Below are 18,602 nucleotides of genomic sequence, written 5' to 3'. Positions count from 1 at the left end.
AATGTTATATATTTTGGCGAAACATATTATACCATAATCCGGTGGATTATACTATAATGATCATAGCATAAAAAACGAAGGATCCGGCAGAAAAAACAGAATCTGCCGGGCAGGAGGAAAAAATGAAAAAATTTGATCATTCTCTGTTAAAAGATCCCCGGTATTTCAGCGACGGAAGAATGGATGCCCACTCAGATCATACATATTATCGCTGTGAGGAAGAGAGAGAAGATGGGAAAACTTCTTTCCGTCACAGTCTGAATGGTCTCTGGAAGTTCCATTATGCACGGAATTATGCATCTGCTATCCCAGGCTTTGAGGAAGAAGCATATTCCTGTAAGGACTGGGAGGACATTTATGTGCCGGCACATATCCAGATGGAAGGATATGATGCACCGCAGTATGCCAATGTCCAGTATCCGTGGGAAGGCCATGAAGAACTTCATCCGGGACAGATCCCGGAACGTTTTAACCCGGTGGCAAGCTATGTGAGATATTTCCATGTGCCGGAGAGCATGAAAGGAAAAAGAGTATTTGTTTCATTCCAGGGAGCAGAGAGCGGCCTGGCTCTGTGGCTCAATGGAAAATTTGTGGGATACAGTGAAGATTCTTTTACTCCGTCAGAATTCGAGCTTACGGAATATCTGAAGGACGGCGAGAACAAGCTGGCGGCACAGGTGTTTAAATGGACAGCCAGCAGCTGGTGCGAGGATCAGGATTTTTACCGTTTTTCCGGAATTTACAGAGATGTTTATCTGTTTACGGTACCGGATGTCCATGTATATGATCTCAGGATCCGTGCCATTCCGGATGAAACTCTCAAAAAAGCCGAGCTTGAGATCGTGACCAGTACCTGGGGAAAAGGAAAAATGAAGCTTACACTTTCCAGAAAGGGAGAGATCCTTTTGCAGGAGGAAAGATCTCTGAACGGAGAGGATACCTGTACCTGGGAGATTCAGGATCCCCTTCTCTGGAGTGCAGAAGAGCCGAATCTCTATGATCTGGAGCTGGAGATCAGTGATGAAAGCGGAAAGCTCCAGGAGATCATCCCGGAGAAAGTCGGTTTCCGCCGTTTTGAAATGAAGGATGGTATCATGACCCTTAACGGAAAACGTATCGTATTCAAGGGTGTGAACCGCCATGAGTTCAGCTCTGTCACAGGAAGACATGTGTCCCGGGAGGAACTGCTCAAAGACATCGTGACCATGAAACAGAACAACATCAATGCGATCCGTACCTGTCATTATCCGGATGCATCTCCGATCTACCGTCTCTGTGATGAATATGGTATTTACATGATCGCAGAAAACAATCTGGAATCTCACGGAACCTGGGATATAGCAGAATTTACCGGAGATCACACGGATATCGTTCCGCACAACAAACCGGAATGGCTGGGCATGATGCTGGACCGTGTAAATTCCATGTATCAGCGTGACAAGAACCACCCGGCGATCCTGATCTGGTCCTGTGGAAATGAATCCTTTGGTGGAAAAGATATCTTTGAGATGTCTGAGTTCTACCACAAGAATGATCCTACAAGACTGGTACATTATGAGGGGGTTTTCCATGACCGCAGCTACAATGCCACCAGTGACATGGAAAGCCAGATGTATCCTTCCGTAGAAGCGATCCGGGAGTTCCTTGCAAAGGATGACAGCAAGCCGTTTATTTGCTGTGAGTATACCCATGCAATGGGAAATTCCTGCGGTGCAATGCATAAATATACAGATCTTACAGATACAGAACCGAAATATCAGGGTGGCTTTATCTGGGATTACATTGATCAGTCTATTTACAAAAAAGACCGTTACGGTAAAGAATTCCAGGCATACGGCGGAGACTTCGGTGAACGTCCTACAGATTATAATTTCAGTGGAAACGGTATCGCATACGGCGGAGACAGAGATGCTTCACCAAAGATGCAGGAGGTAAAATTCAACTACCAGAATATCACTGCGCAGGTAAGTGAGGATTCTGTTAAGATCATCAACAAAAATCTTTTTGTAAATACGGACACATTCCGATGTGAAGTAACTCTTGCAAAGAACGGTCATGTTCTCCGCACAGAGACACTGGATACAGCGGTGGAGCCTTTAAGCCAACAGACCTACAGACTTCCATTTGGAAAACAGCAGCGCCCGGGCGAATATACGGTAACCGTAGCCTTCCTTCTCAGAGAAAAAACACTTTGGGCAGAGGCAGGACATGAGGTTGCTTTCGGCCAGTATGTTTATCAGGTGGAAGGAACACCGGAAGCTCCTGCGTGTGGCGTGGAGCTTGTGAGAAGCCTTCATAACATCGGTGTCCGCGGGGAAAATTTCGAAGTGCTGTTCTCCGTTCTCAATGGTGGCCTGGTTTCGTATAAATATGCAGGAAGAGAAATGATCGAAGCGATTCCGAAGCCCAACTTCTGGAGAGCACCTACAGATAATGATTGCGGAAGTCTGATGCAGATGCGCTATGCACAGTGGAAGATCGCCAGCATGTACGCAAGTCATAAGGATTACCGAAAAGGCATGTATGGTCCGGCCAATGTTCCGGAGACAACGGTTCACGAAAACAGCGTGGAGGTTGCTTTTACCTACATCCTGCCAACTACGCCTGCCAGTGAATGCCGTCTTGCCTATGAGGTAACCGGAGATGGAAGAGTAAAGACAACGCTGACCTATGATCCTGTAAAAGAGCTGGGCGATATGCCGGAGTTCGGAGTACTCTTTAAATTCAATGCGGATTATGATCATGTTCAGTGGTACGGCCTGGGACCGGCAGAGACTTATGCAGACCGGAAGCATGGCGCAAAGCTCGGCATTTATGAGAATCTCGTGACAGACAATATGGCACGCTATCTTGTGCCGCAGGAATGCGGAAACAAAGAGGAAGTACGCTGGGCAAAGATCACAGACAGAAAGGGCAGAGGAATGCTTTTTGAGATGGATAAAGAAAACGGCCCGATGATGTTCTCGGCACTTCCATATACTCCTCATGAAATGGAAAATGCCATGCATCCCTATGAGCTTCCGGCAATCCATTATACCGTTGTCCGTGCCGCAAAGGCGCAGATGGGTGTTGGAGGAGATGACAGCTGGGGTGCCCGCACCCATCCGGAATACCTTCTGGATACCAATGGAAAGATGAAATTTTCCTTTGCGTTCAAAGGCCTTTAAAATGTCATAAAATAACAGAACATAAAGTCAGAAAAAAGCTTCCGGCGACTGTCCGGAAGCTTTTTCATTTCATAATAATGCACAGAAAATAAACAGGTTGAAAAAAAACCTGTGGATATTTCATGAAATGAAAAAAAACTTGGATATGCACTTGTTTTTTCATGGTAAATAGTTTAGAATGATTACATAAGTGGTAGAAAGTGGTGAATAGTGGTAGCGAATGGGGATGAGTGGCAGAACACACCATTTGCACCCTGGAAGCACGAAGGGGAGAATCGTGTTTCACGAGAGTAGGTGGGTTTCATGTTCATGGGCGAGTATAATCATACGATCGACGCGAAGGGGCGTCTGATCATCCCTTCCAGGTTCAGGGAACTCTTAGGGGAAGAGTTCGTACTGACAAGAGGGTTGGATGGTTGCCTTTCTATTTATCCGATGGATGAATGGGTTGCTTTTGAAGAGAAACTCCGAGCATTACCACTTACAAATAAAGACGCAAGAACCTTTTCACGTTTCTTTGTAGCCGGAGCTACAACATGTCAGCTGGATAAGCAGGGAAGAATCCTGGTGCCGCAGACGCTGCGCCAGTTCGCTGGTCTGGATAAGGATGTGGTGCTTACGGGTAATCTGAACCGGATCGAGGTTTGGAGCAAAGAGAAGTGGAGCGAGAACTGCAATTATGATGATATGGACAGCATTGCGGAAAGCATGCAGAACATAGGAATCGTCATTTGAGCATAACGCAGGTAGAAATCCCACAGGAGACGGATATGGAATTTAAGCATAAATCTGTATTACTCAATGAGACCATTGACGGCTTAAGGGTAAAGCCGGATGGGATCTATGTGGATGGCACTTTAGGAGGAGCGGGACACGCCACAGAGGTGTGTAAGAAACTTTCTGCCAAGGGGAGATTTATTGGCATAGATCAAGACCAGGATGCGATAATTGCTGCGAGTGAACGGCTGTCAGCCTTTAATCAGGTGACAATCATTCGCAGCAATTATTGTTACATGGCAGATGAGCTGAGATCCCGTGGCATTGAGAAGGTGGACGGGATCCTGCTGGATTTGGGAGTGTCATCTTATCAGCTGGATAATGAAGAGAGAGGTTTTTCCTATCGGTACGATTCTCCTCTGGACATGCGAATGGACAGAAGACAGAGCCGTACAGCCGGTGATATAGTCAACGGTTATGAGGAACGGGAGCTGTATCGGATTATCCGCGATTACGGCGAAGATAAATTTGCCAAAAATATAGCGAAACACATTGTGGCTGCCAGAGAGCAGGCACCGATCCGGACAACCGGAGAACTGACAGAGATCATACGGGGTGCGATCCCCATGAAAATACAAGCTACAGGAGGACATCCGGCCAAGAGGACTTTTCAGGCAATACGTATTGAGCTCAACCGGGAGCTTGACGTGCTCAGGGATTCCCTGGACGGCATGATCGATCTCCTGAATGACGGAGGAAGGATCTGTATCATTACATTCCATTCTCTGGAAGACAGGATTGTCAAGACCATTTTCCGAAAAAATGAAAATCCCTGTACCTGCCCGCCGGATTTTCCGGTCTGTGTATGCGGAAAGAAATCCAAGGGTAAGGTGATCACAAGAAAACCGATCTTACCGGGAAAAGAGGAAATGGAAGAGAATCCGAGATCCAAAAGTGCGAAGCTTCGTATTTTTGAACGGAAAATGTAGTTGAGAGATGGAAGGTAGGCAAATGGCGAAGACAGGAAGAGGGACTACAGCCAGAAGAAATCGAAATATCGTCAGGAACAGCAGAGAAATGTATGTTCAGGGAAATGCGGTAAAACGGTTGCAGGAAGTTCCTCAGAGGACTGATCTGCCCGAGATACAGGAAAGGCGACGGCTGGCTCAGAAAAGAAAACAGAAATCCGCAGTACCTGTGACACCGGCAAAACAGATGGTGAGCAGACAGGCACAGCGGAACCGGGAAAAGGCAATGGCCATGAACAAGGGGTTCGTTCTGTTTCTTACGGCAGTTTCCATCGCGGTACTTTTTACCTGTATCAATTATCTTCAGGTAAAATCCGAAATCACGGCGAGTATGAAAAATGTTGCAAATCTGGAATCTGAGCTTGCACAGCTGAAAGAAGATAACGATGCATATTACAGTCAGGTCACTTCTGCAGTGGATATCAGCGAGATCAAGAAAAAAGCTATCGGCGAGCTTGGAATGAAATATCCTTCGGAGGATCAGATACAGACCTATACCACGGAAGGAAACAGTTATGTGAGACAGTATCAGGATGTGGACACACACAAGTAACAGAAGTACAGTTTTTAAGCAGGTGATCGATTGAGTACAAGAAGGCGCAGGCCGGTAAAAAAAATAAATTACAGTATGAAGAAAAAGCTGGCAGTACTATTTTCCTTAGTATTGCTGGCTTTAGTCGGTTTGGTGGCAAGAATTACCTATATCAATGCCACCAGCGGAAGCAAATATCGAAAGCAGGTGCTGAGTCAGGCTCAGCAGAAATATGAAAATCAGACACTTCCGGCAAAAAGAGGAGATATCTATGACCGGAACGGGAATATCCTGGCAACCAGCAACAAGGTCTATAATGTGGTCCTTGACTGTCTGGAGGTCAATAAGGATCAGGATTCCGTGGAGCCTACCATAAAGGCTCTTGTGGAAGTCCTGGGATTGGATGAAGATGAGATGCGGAAGCTTCTCACCGACAGCAGTACAAAAAAAAGTCAGTATCAGATCGTAAAGAAACAGATCTCCATGGACGACAAAAAAGCCTTCGAAAAATACGAAGATCCGGGAGACGACAGTGAACTGACTGCCACGCAGCTGAAAGAACGTTCCAGGATTACAGGTGTATGGTTTGAGGAAGATTATCTCAGAGCTTATCCGTTCAATGAGACTGCCTGTGATACCGTTGGATTTACACTTTCCAGAGATGTGGCGGATGCCGGACTGGAAGGATATTACAATGCGACACTTACCGGCGTGGATGGAAGACAGTACGGATACATCAACAACAATTCCGACGTAGAACAGACGATCATCGAACCGACGGATGGCAAAAGCATTGAGACCTCGCTGGATCTGGGACTTCAGCAGATCGTGGAAAAATACGTAAATACCTTTGAAGAAAAGATGGGAGCCAAAAATGTGGGCGTGATCATCGAGGATCCGAAAACAGGAGAGATCCTGGCAATGGACGGCGGTGACCGTTATGACCTGAATAACCCGAGAGATCTTTCAAATGTGTATTCCCAGAGTGAGATTGCTGCCATGAACGATGAGGAAACCGTGGAAGCGCTGAACGGAATGTGGAGTAATTTCTGTGTGACAGATGCCTACGAGCCGGGATCGGTTGTAAAGCCCATCGTTATGGGCTCCGCACTTGAAATGGGAGCGATTTCCGAGAGCGATAATTTTGTCTGTGACGGCGGACAGTCTTTTGGAGCGGAAGGTGCGACTACTTTTATCAAATGTGCGGTATGGCCGGATGCTCACGGGACAGAAGCTCTTTCCGATGTCATTGCCAATTCCTGCAACGATGGTATGATGCAGATCGCAGCAAAGATGGGAAAAGATAATTTCCTTAAGACACAGAGCGTTTTCAATTTCGGAACAAGAACCGGTATCGATCTTCCCAATGAGGGAAGCGGTGTGATCCATACCAGCGATACCATGGGAGAAACGGAGCTTGCATGCTCTGCTTTCGGACAGGGCTATACACTGACTATGATACAGGAGATCAATGCAATGTGTTCTGTGATCAATGGAGGATACTACTATCAGCCTCATCTGGTGACGAAGATCAAGGACAGCAGCGGCGGAATCGTAAAAACGATCTCTCCGACACTGATGAAGCAGACGATTTCTGAGAAGATATCTGCAGATATCCGCTCTTACATGGCTGCCAGCGTAGACCATGGTACCAGCCGTACATCCAAGGTGCAGGGCTACAGCTCCGGTGGTAAAACCGGTACTGCCGAGAAGCTTCCGCGAGGCAATGGCAAGTATCTGGTATCCTTTATCGGATTTGCACCGGTAGATGATCCGGCGCTTGTGATCTATGTAGTTGTGGATGAGCCGAAGGTAGATGATCAGGCAAGCAGTACGTACGCACAGTACATTGCACAGGGAATCCTTTCCGAAGCACTTCCGTATCTGAATGTACAGCCGGATGAGGCAGAGGATGGAGAAGTTCCGACTACAGAGCTGTGGGAACTTTTTAAGGGAATCAGCGATTCTGCAACAGGAACCGGCGCAGACGGGCAGAAGGAGGCCATTTCCGATGAGAATGTACCAAGTCCGCCGGAAGATGAGTCGGAGGACAGTGATACCGAAGATAATAACGATATGCAGAGCGAAGGTCTTACCAACGAGGAGGCCGGCCTGGAATAGATAAAAAGAATACCCTCTCAGGGGAACGTCATATATTACAGTGACGACCTCTGAGAGGGATTTTTTTATGATCCGGACCATGGTTTATCACAGGAAAAAAATATGGATGGTTTTTCTGATCTGCATAATGCTTCTTCTGGGACTTGTGGGAAGACTCTGGTATCTTATGAACGTCCGGGCAGAATATTATTCAAAAAAGGCGGAGGATCTTCATGAGAGGGAACGTGACATAAAAGCAGCCAGGGGAAAGATCCTGGACATCAGGGGAAATATTCTGGCAGATAACCGGACAGTCTGCACAGTATCGGTGATACACAGCCAGATCAAAGATCCTGAAAAAGTGATCCGTGTACTGTCCGGAGCATTGTCTGTAAAAGAAGAGGAAATCCGAAAAAAAGTTGAAAAAATTTCTTCTATTGAAAGAATACAGACAAACGTGGAAAAAAGCATTGGAGACAGGATCCGGGAATATGACCTTGAGGGAGTGAAGGTAGATGAGGATTATCGGAGATATTATCCTTATGGATCTCTCGCTTCAAAAGTACTGGGATTTACCGGAGGCGATAATCAGGGGATCATTGGTCTTGAAGTGAAATACGATGAGATCCTGAAAGGAGAGCCCGGGAAGATCCTTACAGTTACGGATGCACGTGGTGTGGAGATCGACGGAACCGGAGAACGGAGGAAGGAACCGGTGTCAGGAAATACTCTGCGTACCAGTCTGGATGTTAATATCCAGGAATATGTGCAGCAGGCAGCAGGTAAAGTCATGGAAGAAAAACAGGCGGAGAGAGTTTCCATACTGCTTATGAACCCTCAGAACGGAGAAATCTATGCCTGTGTCAATGTGCCTGAATTTGATCTGAACGATCCGTTTACTCTGAATACAGAAGAAACAGCAGCAGAGGGAGAAAAGAAGCAGGATCTTCTGAACCGGATGTGGAGAAACCCCTGCCTGAATGATACCTATGAACCTGGCTCGACTTTTAAGATTATCACTATGGCAGCAGGGCTGGAGGAAGGAGTGGTGTCAACAGAGGATCGTTTTTTCTGTCCGGGCTATAAGGTGGTGGAGGACCGGCGGATCCACTGTGCAAAGAGAACAGGACATGGTGCGCAGAGTTTTGTAGAAGGTGCCCAGAACTCCTGCAACCCGGTATTTATTGAGGTGGGCCTGCGGCTTGGAGCAGACCGTTATTACAAATATTTTAAACAGTTCGGACTTTTGAAAAAAACAGGGATAGATCTTCCGGGAGAGGCAGGAACGATCATGCATAACCCCAAAAATATGGGAGAGGTGGAGCTTGCCACGGTATCCTTTGGCCAGTCGTTTCAGATCACACCGATCCAGCTTGCAACAACCGTCAGTGGGATCATCAATGGCGGAAACCGGATCACACCTCATTTTGGGATCAGCGTGGAAAGTGCGGACGGAACAAAGGTGCGGACACTGGAATATCCGGTGGAAAGCGGGATCGTGTCCGGTGAGACTTCCCGGACAGTACGTACGATCCTGGAAACTGTAGTTTCAGAAGGCTCCGGAAAAAATGCCGGGATCCAGGGGTTTTCCATTGGGGGAAAAACAGCTACCTCTCAGACACTGCCCAGAGGCTCCGGCAGATATATTTCTTCATTCCTGGGGTTTGCCCCGGCAGAGGATCCGAAGGTCCTGGCTCTTTGTATCATCTATGCACCCCAGGGTATGTATTATGGTGGGATCATTGCCGCACCGGTGGTACGCAGTATTTTTGAAAATGTACTTCCCTATCTTGGGATCGAGAGGACAGTTACGGAAACTCCATCCGGGGAAAACCGGGCAGATGGGGTTGATTAATGAGGATAAAAGCCTTATACTGTTGAAGAAGTATAAAAAAACGAAAGAATTAGAGGTGTGAGGATGGAGTTTCATGTTGTGATCCCTGTGCTGATCTCATTTGCGATCAGCCTTGTATTAGGACCGATTGTTATCCCTTTTTTAAGAAGACTTAAAATGGGACAGACAGAGAGAGAGCTGGGTGTGCAGTCCCACCTGAAAAAGAACGGTACCCCTACTATGGGTGGGGTGATCTTTCTCATTGCAACAACTGTAACATCACTGTTTTATATCAGAGATTATCCGATGATCATCCCGGTACTTTTCCTGACACTGGGATTTGGACTGATCGGATTTCTGGATGATTATCTGAAGGTAGTCCTGAAGCGTTCTGACGGACTTCTGCCATGGCAGAAAATGGCACTGCAGATCGTTGTGACAGCTGTATTTGCTTTTTATCTTGTAAATTATTCCAACGTATCCCTGACTATGAAGATCCCGTTCTGGAGCGGACATTATCTGAACCTGGGATGGTTTGCGGTTCCGGTACTGTTCTTTGCGGTGATCGGTACAGTAAACGGAGTCAATTTTACGGATGGACTTGACGGACTGGCTTCCAGTGTTACCCTGATCGTGGCAGTATTCTTTACGGTGGTTTCCCTTGGAATGAACAGTGGTGTGGAACCGATCACCTGTGCAGTTGTGGGCAGTCTGATGGGATTCCTTCTGTTTAATGTATATCCTGCCAAGGTATTTATGGGAGACACCGGTTCTCTGGCATTGGGTGGCTTTGTGGCTGGTGTGGCTTATGCCATGCAGATGCCGCTGTTTATCATCCTGGTCGGACTGATCTACCTTGTGGAGGTATTGTCTGTTATGCTCCAGGTATCCTATTTCAAGGCAACACACGGAAAAAGAATCTTCAAGATGGCGCCTATCCACCATCATTTTGAGCTTTGTGGGTGGTCCGAGACACGAGTTGTTGCAGTGTTCTCTGTTGTAACTGCTATTATGTGCCTGATCGCTCTCCTGGCATTATAAGGAGGAACAGAAAAATGGATTTAAAAGGAAAAAAAGTTCTCGTTTTTGGAGCCGGAAAAAGCGGCATTGGAGCAGCTGATCTGCTTGGAAGTGCAGGAGCACAGCCGGTGATCTATGACGGAAACGCAGATCTTGATAAAGAGGCAGTATTACATAAAACAAACGGAAAATACACCCCGGAGATCTGGGCCGGAGATTTTCCTGAGAGAGCGCTGGACAGTCTTGATCTTGTAGTGCTAAGTCCGGGAGTTCCCACAGACCTGCCGCTGGTAAAGAGCTTCTATGAAAAGGGCCTTCCGGTATGGAGCGAGGTGGAGCTTGCCTATCGTACAGGCAAGGGAGAGGTTCTTGCGATCACAGGAACCAACGGTAAGACAACAACAACAGCACTTCTCGGAAAGATCATGGGAGATGCCCGTGAATCTGTATTTGTTGTAGGAAATATCGGAACTGCATATACATCCAAATCATTGGAGATGAGGGAGGATTCCGTAACTGTTGCGGAGATCAGCAGCTTTCAGCTGGAGACTATTGACCAGTTCCGCCCGAAGGTAAGTGCGATCCTCAACATCACAGAGGATCATCTGAACCGGCACCATACCATGGAGGAATACATCCGTGTAAAAGAACTGATCACCAAAAATCAGGGACCGGAAGATGTATGTGTTCTGAATTACGAGGATGAAGTCCTTCGTAAATTCGGTGAAAATATCGTTCCGAAGGTGGTATATTTCTCAAGTCTTCGCAAACTGGATCGGGGAATCTATCTGGACGGAGACCAGATCATTCTGAAAACAGAAAAAGAAGAGATCCCGATCGTAAAAACCGAAGAGCTTAAGATCCTGGGACGTCATAATCACGAGAATGTAATGGCAGCCGCCGCCATGGCATATTATGCGGGTGTTTCTGTGGAGAGTATCCGCAAGAGTGTCTGTGAGTTTGTGGCAGTTCCACACAGGATCGAGTATGTGACAGAGAAAAACGGTGTTGCATATTACAACGATTCCAAGGGAACCAATCCGGATGCGGCCATCAAGGGGATTCAGGCAATGAACCGTCCGACTCTTCTGATCGGCGGTGGCTATGACAAGAAATCCAGCTATGATGAGTGGATAGAATCCTTCGACGGAAAAGTCCGTTATCTTGTTCTCATCGGTCAGACGAAAGAGAAGATCAAAGCAGCAGCAGAACGTCTTGGATTTACAGATATCATCCTCTGCGAGGATCTGAAGGAAGCTGTCCAGGTCTGTGCGGAAAAAGCCAATCCCGGAGATGCAGTTCTGCTTTCACCGGCATGTGCGAGCTGGGGACAGTTTGATAATTATGAGCAGCGCGGTGACATGTTCAAGGAATACGTGAAAGCACTGTAATAATCCGAAAAATACATACATAAGCTGAAATAAAGACCACTGTGGAGGCCATGCATGAAGGCAGGACAGAAACAGACCGGAAAGACAGATACCGTTCTCTGGGTACTGGTTCTGATTCTGGTGGTATTGGGACTCGGGGCGCTTTTTTCGGCAAGTGAATATAATGGCAGAGTACGTTTCCACGACTCTGCCTATTATTTTAAGAAGCAGCTCTTTGCCACGGCACTGGGGCTGCTTGTTATGTATCTGGCATCACGGGTAGATTACCGGCTGTCTGTAAAGCTGGCGCCGGCTGCCTATATTTTTTCGCTTTTTCTGTCTGCTGCAGTCCTGCTTTTCGGACAGGAGATCAATGGATCGAAGAGGTGGCTGAACCTGGGGCCGCTTTCCTTTCAGCCGTCGGAGTTTTCCAAGGTGGCAGTGATATTGTTTCTGGTGTGGCAGATCAGCAATACAAAAAGCAAAACAACCGGATTCTGGTTTATCTGCAGGACTATGATGACTTTGCTTCCGGTAGCAGGTCTGGTGGGCTCCAATAACTTAAGCACAGCGGTGATCATTCTGGGGATCGGTGTGCTGCTGATCTTTGTGGCCAATCCCAGGTATCTGCAGTTTCTCGCACTTGGAGGTGCGGGGATAGGATTTATTGCGGTTTTTCTTGCCGCGGAGAGTTATCGTCTGGAACGCCTGGCAATCTGGCGGAATCCGGAAAAATATGAAAAAGGATTTCAGACCATACAGGGCCTGTATGCGATCGGAAGCGGAGGGATCTTCGGCAAGGGGTTCGGGAACAGTCTGCAGAAGCTGGGATTTGTCCCGGAAGCCCAGAATGATATGATATTTTCTATTGTGTGTGAGGAAACGGGGATACTGGGAGCCTTTCTGACACTTTTTCTGTTTGGCATTCTGATCTGGAGGCTTTGTATTCTGGCATTAAACTGCCGGGATCTGCAGGGAACGCTGCTGTGCGCCGGGATCATGGCACATATGGCGATCCAGGTGGTCCTGAATGTTGCAGTAGTAACGAATACGATTCCCAACACCGGGATCACTCTGCCCTTTGTAAGCTATGGCGGAACTTCTGTTGTTTTTCTTCTGGGGGAAATGGGGCTGGCCTTAAGTGTCAGCAGTCACAGACATGGAAGGATCACATAGAATAACAAGTAAGAGGCCCTTTTAGGAGTGGAATACTTGAATGAGATCGATGAGATCATCGTGACCGGAGGCAGGCCGCTGCATGGAAGCGTCCGGATCCAGGGGTCAAAAAATGCGGCACTTCCGGTTATGGCAGCAGCACTCTTAAGCACCGGGACCAGTGTACTGCGGGGATGCCCGAAAATCAGTGATGTATATTTGATGGAAAAGATCCTGAAATATCTGGGGGCAGAAACCTGGTGGGAAGGTCAAGATCTTTATCTGGACTGCAGCCATGCGGACGGCACCATGATACCGGAGTGTTATTCCGGAAAAATGCGTTCTTCCGTGATCTTAATGGGAGCAATGCTGGGGCGGAGCAAAAAGGCACAGACAGGATATCCCGGAGGCTGTGTGATCGGGAAGCGGCCGGTGGATCTTCATATCCAGGTTTTGCGCCGCCTTGGGGCAGCTGTGGTGGAAAACGGCGGGATGATCCGGGCATCCTGTGGAAAACTCCGAGGCGCAGAGATGTTTTTTCAAAAAAGAAGTGTAGGCGCTACAGAGCAGGGCATTCTGGCAGCGGTCCTTGCAGAGGGGAAAACAGTCCTTAACGGCTGCGCCTGTGAACCGGAAATTTATTGGCTTTGCCATTATCTTACCGGAATGGGGGCAAAGATCCGGATTCGCGAAAATGGCTGTATCTGTATTGAAGGGGTGGAGAAGCTTGAAGCTGGCGATGGCTGCATTCCACCAGACCGTATTGTCGCCGGAACCTATCTCATGGCAGCGGCGGCAACTAGAGGAGAGATCATCCTGGAAAATCCGCCTCTGGAGGAAATGGATGGAATCCTGGACGTATATCGGAAAATGGGTGGACAATGCCGCAGGGTAGGTGGTAAACTAATAGTCAACGGAAAAAATACAGGTTTTCCCCTGGAGCTTCTGGAAACAGAAGTTTATCCGGGATTTCCTACAGACCTGCAGTCTCCTGCGATGGCGGTACTGGCCACGATTCCGGGAGTGAGCAGGATCCGCGAGAAGATTTTTGAAGACAGATATAAAACAGCTTCATGGCTCTGTAAAATGGGAGCACAGATCCAGATCCGGGATGGAGTTGCTGTGATATACGGAGGGCAGCCCCTGACCGGTTGTACTGTGGAAGCAGAGGAACTTCGCGGTGGTGCGGCACTTGTGATCGCAGCACTTGCCGCGCAGGGGATTACCAGGATCCGGGGCTGTTGTTTCATAGAAAGAGGCTATGAACATATCTGTGAGGATCTGACCGCACTGGGCGGTCTGCTGATAAAGGACAGAGGAACTTTATGAAAACATCAAAAAAAAAGCCACTGAAAGCAGTTGGCGGACTTCTTGTCCTGCTGCTGGCAGGAATTATTTTCTTTTTTACGTATTATCAGGTAGATGAAGTGCAGGTGATGGGCAGCAACCATTATTCTGAAAAACAAATCAGGAAGATGGTGCTTAGGGGGCCGCTGGCATCCAATTCTGTTCTTGCACCGCTTCTTTATACTAAGCAGAACACAAAGGATGTTCCCTTTATAGAAGGCTATACCGTAACAAGGCTGAACCGGCACACCATCTGTGTCAGTGTGAAGGAGAAGGATATCGTTGGCTGTATCCCTTATCTGGACAGTTATATTTATTTTGACAGAAACGGTATTTTTGTGGAAGGATCCACGGAACGTAACGAAAAAATCCCGTTTTTTGACGGGATCAAAGTCAAAAAAGTGATCCAGAACGAGAAACTCCCCATCAAGGATGAAACGGTGATGAACACGGCAGTTGCTCTTTCTACTATTTTTGCAAAAAATGATAAGGTTCCGGATCACATTGAATTTGAAGACGACGGACAGATCAGTCTTGTTTACGGGGATATCACAGTTAAACTTGGAAAGGATGAATATCTGGAAGACAAAATGACCAGAGTTCTGGCTATCCTTCCGATGATTTCCGAAAAAAAAGGAATTCTCCATGCAGAAAATGTAAATGATAATTCCAAGAACATTACCCTGGAGCAGGAACAGGATGAGAGCCAGACTTCCGCAGAAAACTGGACCGGAGGCTATGATGAGGAAGGAAATTACACCGGAGAAGGCGAATACGATGAAAATGGCAACTATGTAGGACCGAAACCGCAGACGGATCTGGAGTATGCGCAGGAAAACTGGGTAGGTGGCTATGATGAAGAGGGAGATTACACAGGCAGTGGTGAGTACGATGCCAACATGACCTATGTAGGCGAAGCCCCCACAGAAGAAACCATGGCAGAAAAAGGAAACTGGAAGGGCGGTTACCGGGAAGACGGAGGCTATGACGGAGTCAGTGAATATGACCGTGATGGCAATTATGTAGGCACTCTGGAGGATTATCAGGCTTCGGCAGAAAGCTCCGGAGACGGAACAGACTCCGAAGATCCAGATGCTCAGAGTACGGATACCGAAGATACAGAAAATGAAGAAGACTCTTCAGACAGCAGTACGGACAGCACCGAGGAAGAGGCTGATTACAGCAGTGATCAGGAAGAAGGCGCTGAGGATTATGATGAAAATTCGTACAGCGATTACAGTGATGAGTCCGATTATGAGTAAAGATAAAAAAGCTTTCTTAATATATAGTACCAGTATTTGGACATTTTGCCAGAGATTGTTTTGTAAATGTTTCGGTTAATAGAAACAGTGCCGAAATTTAGTGAAAAAAGTATAAAAAAACAAAATTAATGGTTGATTAATTACCGAAAAAAATATATGATATAACTATGTGTATATGTAGCTTGGAATAGATTATTACACTGAATCGGATATCAGGTAGAAATAAAGGAGGAAGTACATTGTTAGAGATAATGACGAATGAGGCTGAGTCTTCTGCGAAAATTATTGTAATTGGAGTAGGCGGCGCAGGTAATAATGCGGTAAACAGAATGGTGGAAGAGGCCATTGGCGGAGTTGAGTTTGTAGGTGTTAATACCGATAAACAGGCTCTGACACTGTGTAAAGCTCCGACTGTACTTCAGATTGGTGAGAAAATTACGAAAGGTCTCGGCGCCGGTGCACAGCCGGAGGTTGGACAGAAGGCAGCTGAGGAGAGCATTGAGGAAGTTAAGAAGATCATCGAGGGAGCGGACATGGTTTTCGTTACCTGTGGTATGGGAGGCGGAACCGGAACCGGAGCTGCTCCTGTGATCGCCGGTGCGGCAAAAGAGATGGGTATCCTGACTGTCGGTGTTGTTACCAAGCCTTTCCGTTTTGAAGCAAAGACCCGTATGAACAATGCACTTGCGGGAATCGAAAATCTGAAGAAAGCAGTTGACACTTTGATTGTCATCCCCAATGACAAGTTACTTGAGATCGTTGACAGAAGAACAACCATGCCGGAAGCACTGCGTAAGGCTGATGAGGTTCTTCAGCAGGCAGTACAGGGTATTACAGACCTGATCAATCTGCCGGCTCTGATCAACCTTGACTTTGCAGATGTGCAGACAGTCATGACAGACAAGGGAATCGCTCATATTGGTATCGGTGAGGCAAGAGGTGATGACAAGGCTATGGAGGCTGTACAGCAGGCGGTATCTTCTCCGCTTCTTGAGACAACCATCAAGGGCGCTACTCATGTGATCATCAACATTTCCGGAGATATTTCTCTTATGGATGCCAACGATGCTGCAAGCTATGTACAGGAGCTTACAGGTGAGGATGCAAACATCATCTTTGGTGCTATGTATGATGATTCTGTTGCAGATTATGCGAGAATTACAGTTATTGCTACAGGTCTTACAGACAATAACCTTCAGAACACACCATTTGGAAACAGAGCTTCCAATTCTGTATTCGGAAACACCAAAAAAACAAGCCAGTCACAGCCAGGCGGTATGAACCTTAACATGCCAAGCTTCAGCCTGCCGACTATGAATTCCACACAGTTTGGAACAAAGGCTCCTACAAGCACTGTTCAGAAAAAGGACATCCAGATCCCGGATTTTCTTAAGAACAGATAATAAATGAACAGGATAAGATCCGGCAGAGACTCCATCTGGAACGCTGCCGGATCTTTTTGACTTTCTGATCAAAAGAAACAGGAATGTCTGCTCTGTATGGAAACAGGATTTCTGTTCAGGATATCAGCATTCGCAGCTGAAAGTATCACATTTTGTATCACAGCAGCGATGTGCATTGTCACCGGATACATTGATGGAAGCTGCGGTGCATTTGCAGTGCTCATTGTAGGTGCAGTTGTGTGCTTTGCAGTCGATGTTAATGGTCTCACACCCACAGCAGGGATCTGCGGAATTTTTTACAGCACACTCTTCCTGGTCACGGAAGCTTTCACAGGCGGTGTCGTCCGCATAACGAGCATCTGCACCTTCGACACTGATGGATCCCCTGGAGCAGAGAGAATTTTTGTTATAGCAGCAGTTGTGTGCGGAGCATTTAAGACTTGTCATAAAAGTGTCCTCCTGATAATTATGATTTTACCGGAAACCGTTAGCCTGCCGGAATGCGCATCCTGTCTGATCGTCAGCACTGCGGTAAGGCTTGACAGATTCCGATGTTGCATAGTATGTCCGGAAGAAGAAAAATTTATACTCAAAAAATAAATACATAATAATAAAAAAAACAGTTGACAAATAGCAGACACCATGGTATTCTCTTAGAGTACGTAGCGAAAAGAAAGTAGAGTTCACTCTCACCTCAGCGCTGAAGATAAGCGACTCAGGTCAATATTGCACAGTACTGCGAACGGACCAACCATCAGTGCGCAGGTGTAATTAGTTGAAGTGTGGACATCTGTCTGCGCTTTTTTTGTGCGGCTTAAGCTACATTAATGAGAAAGAAAAAAATAATTCTATCATGTTCATGGAGGTGTACAACAATTAGCGGTTTAATGATTAACGAACAGATCAGAGACAGAGAGGTACGCTTGATTGGTCCGGACGGAACTCAGCTTGGAATCGTGTCCGCCAGAGAAGCGATGGCGAAAGCGCAGGAGGCAGGACTTGACCTTGTAAAGATTGCCCCACAGGCGAAACCGCCGGTATGCAAGATCATCGATTACGGTAAATACCGTTACGAGCTTGCAAGAAAAGAAAAAGAGGCCAGAAAAAAGCAGAAAACCATCGATGTCAAAGAAGTGCGTCTTTCCCCGAACATTGATACGAATGATTTGAAGACGAAGGTAAATGCAGCAAGAAAGTTCCTTAGCAAGGGCGACAGAGTTAAGGTTACACTTCGTTTCCGCGGAAGAGAGATGGCACATATGTCCAGCAGTAGGCATGTGCTTGATGACTTCGCAGATCTTCTGTCCGATATAGCGACTGTAGAGAAGGCTCCGAAGGTAGAAGGCAGAAGCATGACTATGTTTCTGACTGAGAAACGGTAGATATCTCAGTCTTCACGGCAACAGCCGGGCAGAACGGGATGCTATATAAAATTTAGAAGTACCAAATCAAGGAGGAATTCATAATGCCAAAAATTAAAACTTGCAGAGCAGCAGCAAAGCGCTTTAAAAAAACAGGTACAGGAAAATTAGTAAGAAATAAAGCCTACAAGAGCCATATCCTTACAAAGAAATCTCAGAAGAGAAAGAGAAATCTGAGAAAATCTACTGTTGTTGATTCTACTAATGTAAAGAGCATGAAGAAAGTATTACCATATTTATAAGATA

15 protein-coding genes are annotated in these 18,602 nt (G+C 46.7%); 14 read left to right on the top strand and 1 reads right to left on the bottom strand.

All coding sequences use genetic code 11. The features are described 5' to 3' along the window. Positions 1-122 precede the first annotated feature (122 nt). The 12 genes from CCC70_RS06440 to ftsZ all read left to right on the top strand — a co-directional run bounded on the left by CCC70_RS06440 (position 123) and on the right by ftsZ (position 16,935). On the top strand, positions 123-3,167 hold the full coding sequence (locus CCC70_RS06440) for a glycoside hydrolase family 2 TIM barrel-domain containing protein (protein ID WP_287084473.1): 3,045 nt from the start codon (positions 123-125) through the stop codon (positions 3,165-3,167). A gap of 303 nt (positions 3,168-3,470) precedes the next feature. After that, entirely contained in the window at positions 3,471-3,902 is a 432-nt protein-coding gene (gene mraZ / locus CCC70_RS06435; protein WP_021651636.1) for a division/cell wall cluster transcriptional repressor MraZ, read from the top strand. A 35-nt stretch (positions 3,903-3,937) separates the two neighbouring features. Further along, a complete protein-coding gene (rsmH, locus tag CCC70_RS06430) occupies positions 3,938-4,873 on the top strand; it encodes a 16S rRNA (cytosine(1402)-N(4))-methyltransferase RsmH (RefSeq protein ID WP_118608132.1) in 936 nt (311 codons plus the stop codon). Between the two features lie 22 nt (positions 4,874-4,895). Continuing rightward, positions 4,896-5,465, top strand: a complete 570-nt coding sequence (locus tag CCC70_RS06425; RefSeq protein ID WP_287084471.1) for a hypothetical protein — start codon at positions 4,896-4,898, stop codon at positions 5,463-5,465. A 30-nt stretch (positions 5,466-5,495) separates the two neighbouring features. Next, on the top strand, positions 5,496-7,565 hold the full coding sequence (locus CCC70_RS06420) for a peptidoglycan D,D-transpeptidase FtsI family protein (protein ID WP_287084469.1): 2,070 nt from the start codon (positions 5,496-5,498) through the stop codon (positions 7,563-7,565). A gap of 67 nt (positions 7,566-7,632) precedes the next feature. After that, positions 7,633-9,399, top strand: coding sequence for a peptidoglycan D,D-transpeptidase FtsI family protein (locus CCC70_RS06415; protein WP_287084467.1), 1,767 nt, complete (start codon positions 7,633-7,635; stop codon positions 9,397-9,399). A gap of 63 nt (positions 9,400-9,462) precedes the next feature. Then, positions 9,463-10,419 carry a phospho-N-acetylmuramoyl-pentapeptide-transferase gene (gene mraY, locus CCC70_RS06410; protein WP_015526100.1) on the top strand — a complete coding sequence of 319 codons (957 nt, stop codon included), beginning with the start codon at positions 9,463-9,465 and terminating at the stop codon, positions 10,417-10,419. 14 nt (positions 10,420-10,433) lie between these two features. Beyond that, a complete protein-coding gene (gene murD / locus CCC70_RS06405; protein WP_287084465.1) occupies positions 10,434-11,789 on the top strand; it encodes a UDP-N-acetylmuramoyl-L-alanine--D-glutamate ligase in 1,356 nt (451 codons plus the stop codon). A gap of 54 nt (positions 11,790-11,843) precedes the next feature. Then, on the top strand, positions 11,844-12,944 hold the full coding sequence (locus CCC70_RS06400) for an FtsW/RodA/SpoVE family cell cycle protein (protein WP_114002112.1): 1,101 nt from the start codon (positions 11,844-11,846) through the stop codon (positions 12,942-12,944). 27 nt (positions 12,945-12,971) lie between these two features. Then, on the top strand, positions 12,972-14,252 hold the full coding sequence (murA, locus tag CCC70_RS06395) for a UDP-N-acetylglucosamine 1-carboxyvinyltransferase (protein ID WP_270389952.1): 1,281 nt from the start codon (positions 12,972-12,974) through the stop codon (positions 14,250-14,252). After that, a complete protein-coding gene (locus tag CCC70_RS06390) occupies positions 14,249-15,532 on the top strand; it encodes a cell division protein FtsQ/DivIB (RefSeq protein ID WP_110102934.1) in 1,284 nt (427 codons plus the stop codon). Before murA ends, CCC70_RS06390 begins: the two co-directional genes overlap by 4 nt. Before the next feature lie 251 nt (positions 15,533-15,783). Continuing rightward, positions 15,784-16,935, top strand: coding sequence for a cell division protein FtsZ (gene ftsZ, locus CCC70_RS06385; protein ID WP_015526094.1), 1,152 nt, complete (start codon positions 15,784-15,786; stop codon positions 16,933-16,935). A gap of 123 nt (positions 16,936-17,058) precedes the next feature. Here the strand turns inward: ftsZ and CCC70_RS06380 are convergent, their stop codons facing one another. Continuing rightward, positions 17,059-17,382: a DUF1540 domain-containing protein gene (locus CCC70_RS06380; protein WP_015526093.1), complete on the bottom strand. Its 324-nt coding sequence runs from the start codon at positions 17,380-17,382 to the stop codon at positions 17,059-17,061. A gap of 440 nt (positions 17,383-17,822) precedes the next feature. Between CCC70_RS06380 and infC the strand changes: the two genes are divergently transcribed. Further along, on the top strand, positions 17,823-18,317 hold the full coding sequence (gene infC, locus CCC70_RS06375) for a translation initiation factor IF-3 (protein WP_287084462.1): 495 nt from the start codon (positions 17,823-17,825) through the stop codon (positions 18,315-18,317). A gap of 83 nt (positions 18,318-18,400) precedes the next feature. Further along, positions 18,401-18,598 carry a 50S ribosomal protein L35 gene (rpmI, locus tag CCC70_RS06370; protein WP_021651646.1) on the top strand — a complete coding sequence of 66 codons (198 nt, stop codon included), beginning with the start codon at positions 18,401-18,403 and terminating at the stop codon, positions 18,596-18,598. The last annotated feature ends 4 nt before the right edge of the window (positions 18,599-18,602 follow it).

Source organism: Blautia sp. LMAG:89, assembly GCF_008679485.1.
Lineage (GTDB): Bacteria > Bacillota > Clostridia > Lachnospirales > Lachnospiraceae > Blautia_A > Blautia_A fusiformis.
This window is presented reverse-complemented; position numbering and strand designations above follow the sequence as displayed.

Excerpts from the sequence above, each read along its gene's own strand:
- mraZ (WP_021651636.1), top strand. The coding sequence starts at position 3,471 with ATGTTCATGGGCGAGTATAATCATACGATCGACGCGAAGGGGCGTCTG.
- CCC70_RS06425 (WP_287084471.1), top strand. The coding sequence starts at position 4,896 with ATGGCGAAGACAGGAAGAGGGACTACAGCCAGAAGAAATCGAAATATC.
- mraY (WP_015526100.1), top strand. The coding sequence starts at position 9,463 with ATGGAGTTTCATGTTGTGATCCCTGTGCTGATCTCATTTGCGATCAGC.
- CCC70_RS06415 (WP_287084467.1), top strand. The coding sequence starts at position 7,633 with ATGATCCGGACCATGGTTTATCACAGGAAAAAAATATGGATGGTTTTT.
- CCC70_RS06380 (WP_015526093.1), bottom strand. The coding sequence starts at position 17,382 with ATGACAAGTCTTAAATGCTCCGCACACAACTGCTGCTATAACAAAAAT.
- ftsZ (WP_015526094.1), top strand. The coding sequence starts at position 15,784 with ATGACGAATGAGGCTGAGTCTTCTGCGAAAATTATTGTAATTGGAGTA.
- rsmH (WP_118608132.1), top strand. The coding sequence starts at position 3,938 with ATGGAATTTAAGCATAAATCTGTATTACTCAATGAGACCATTGACGGC.
- CCC70_RS06400 (WP_114002112.1), top strand. The coding sequence starts at position 11,844 with ATGAAGGCAGGACAGAAACAGACCGGAAAGACAGATACCGTTCTCTGG.
- rpmI (WP_021651646.1), top strand. The coding sequence starts at position 18,401 with ATGCCAAAAATTAAAACTTGCAGAGCAGCAGCAAAGCGCTTTAAAAAA.
- CCC70_RS06440 (WP_287084473.1), top strand. The coding sequence starts at position 123 with ATGAAAAAATTTGATCATTCTCTGTTAAAAGATCCCCGGTATTTCAGC.
- murD (WP_287084465.1), top strand. The coding sequence starts at position 10,434 with ATGGATTTAAAAGGAAAAAAAGTTCTCGTTTTTGGAGCCGGAAAAAGC.
- CCC70_RS06390 (WP_110102934.1), top strand. The coding sequence starts at position 14,249 with ATGAAAACATCAAAAAAAAAGCCACTGAAAGCAGTTGGCGGACTTCTT.
- infC (WP_287084462.1), top strand. The coding sequence starts at position 17,823 with ATGATTAACGAACAGATCAGAGACAGAGAGGTACGCTTGATTGGTCCG.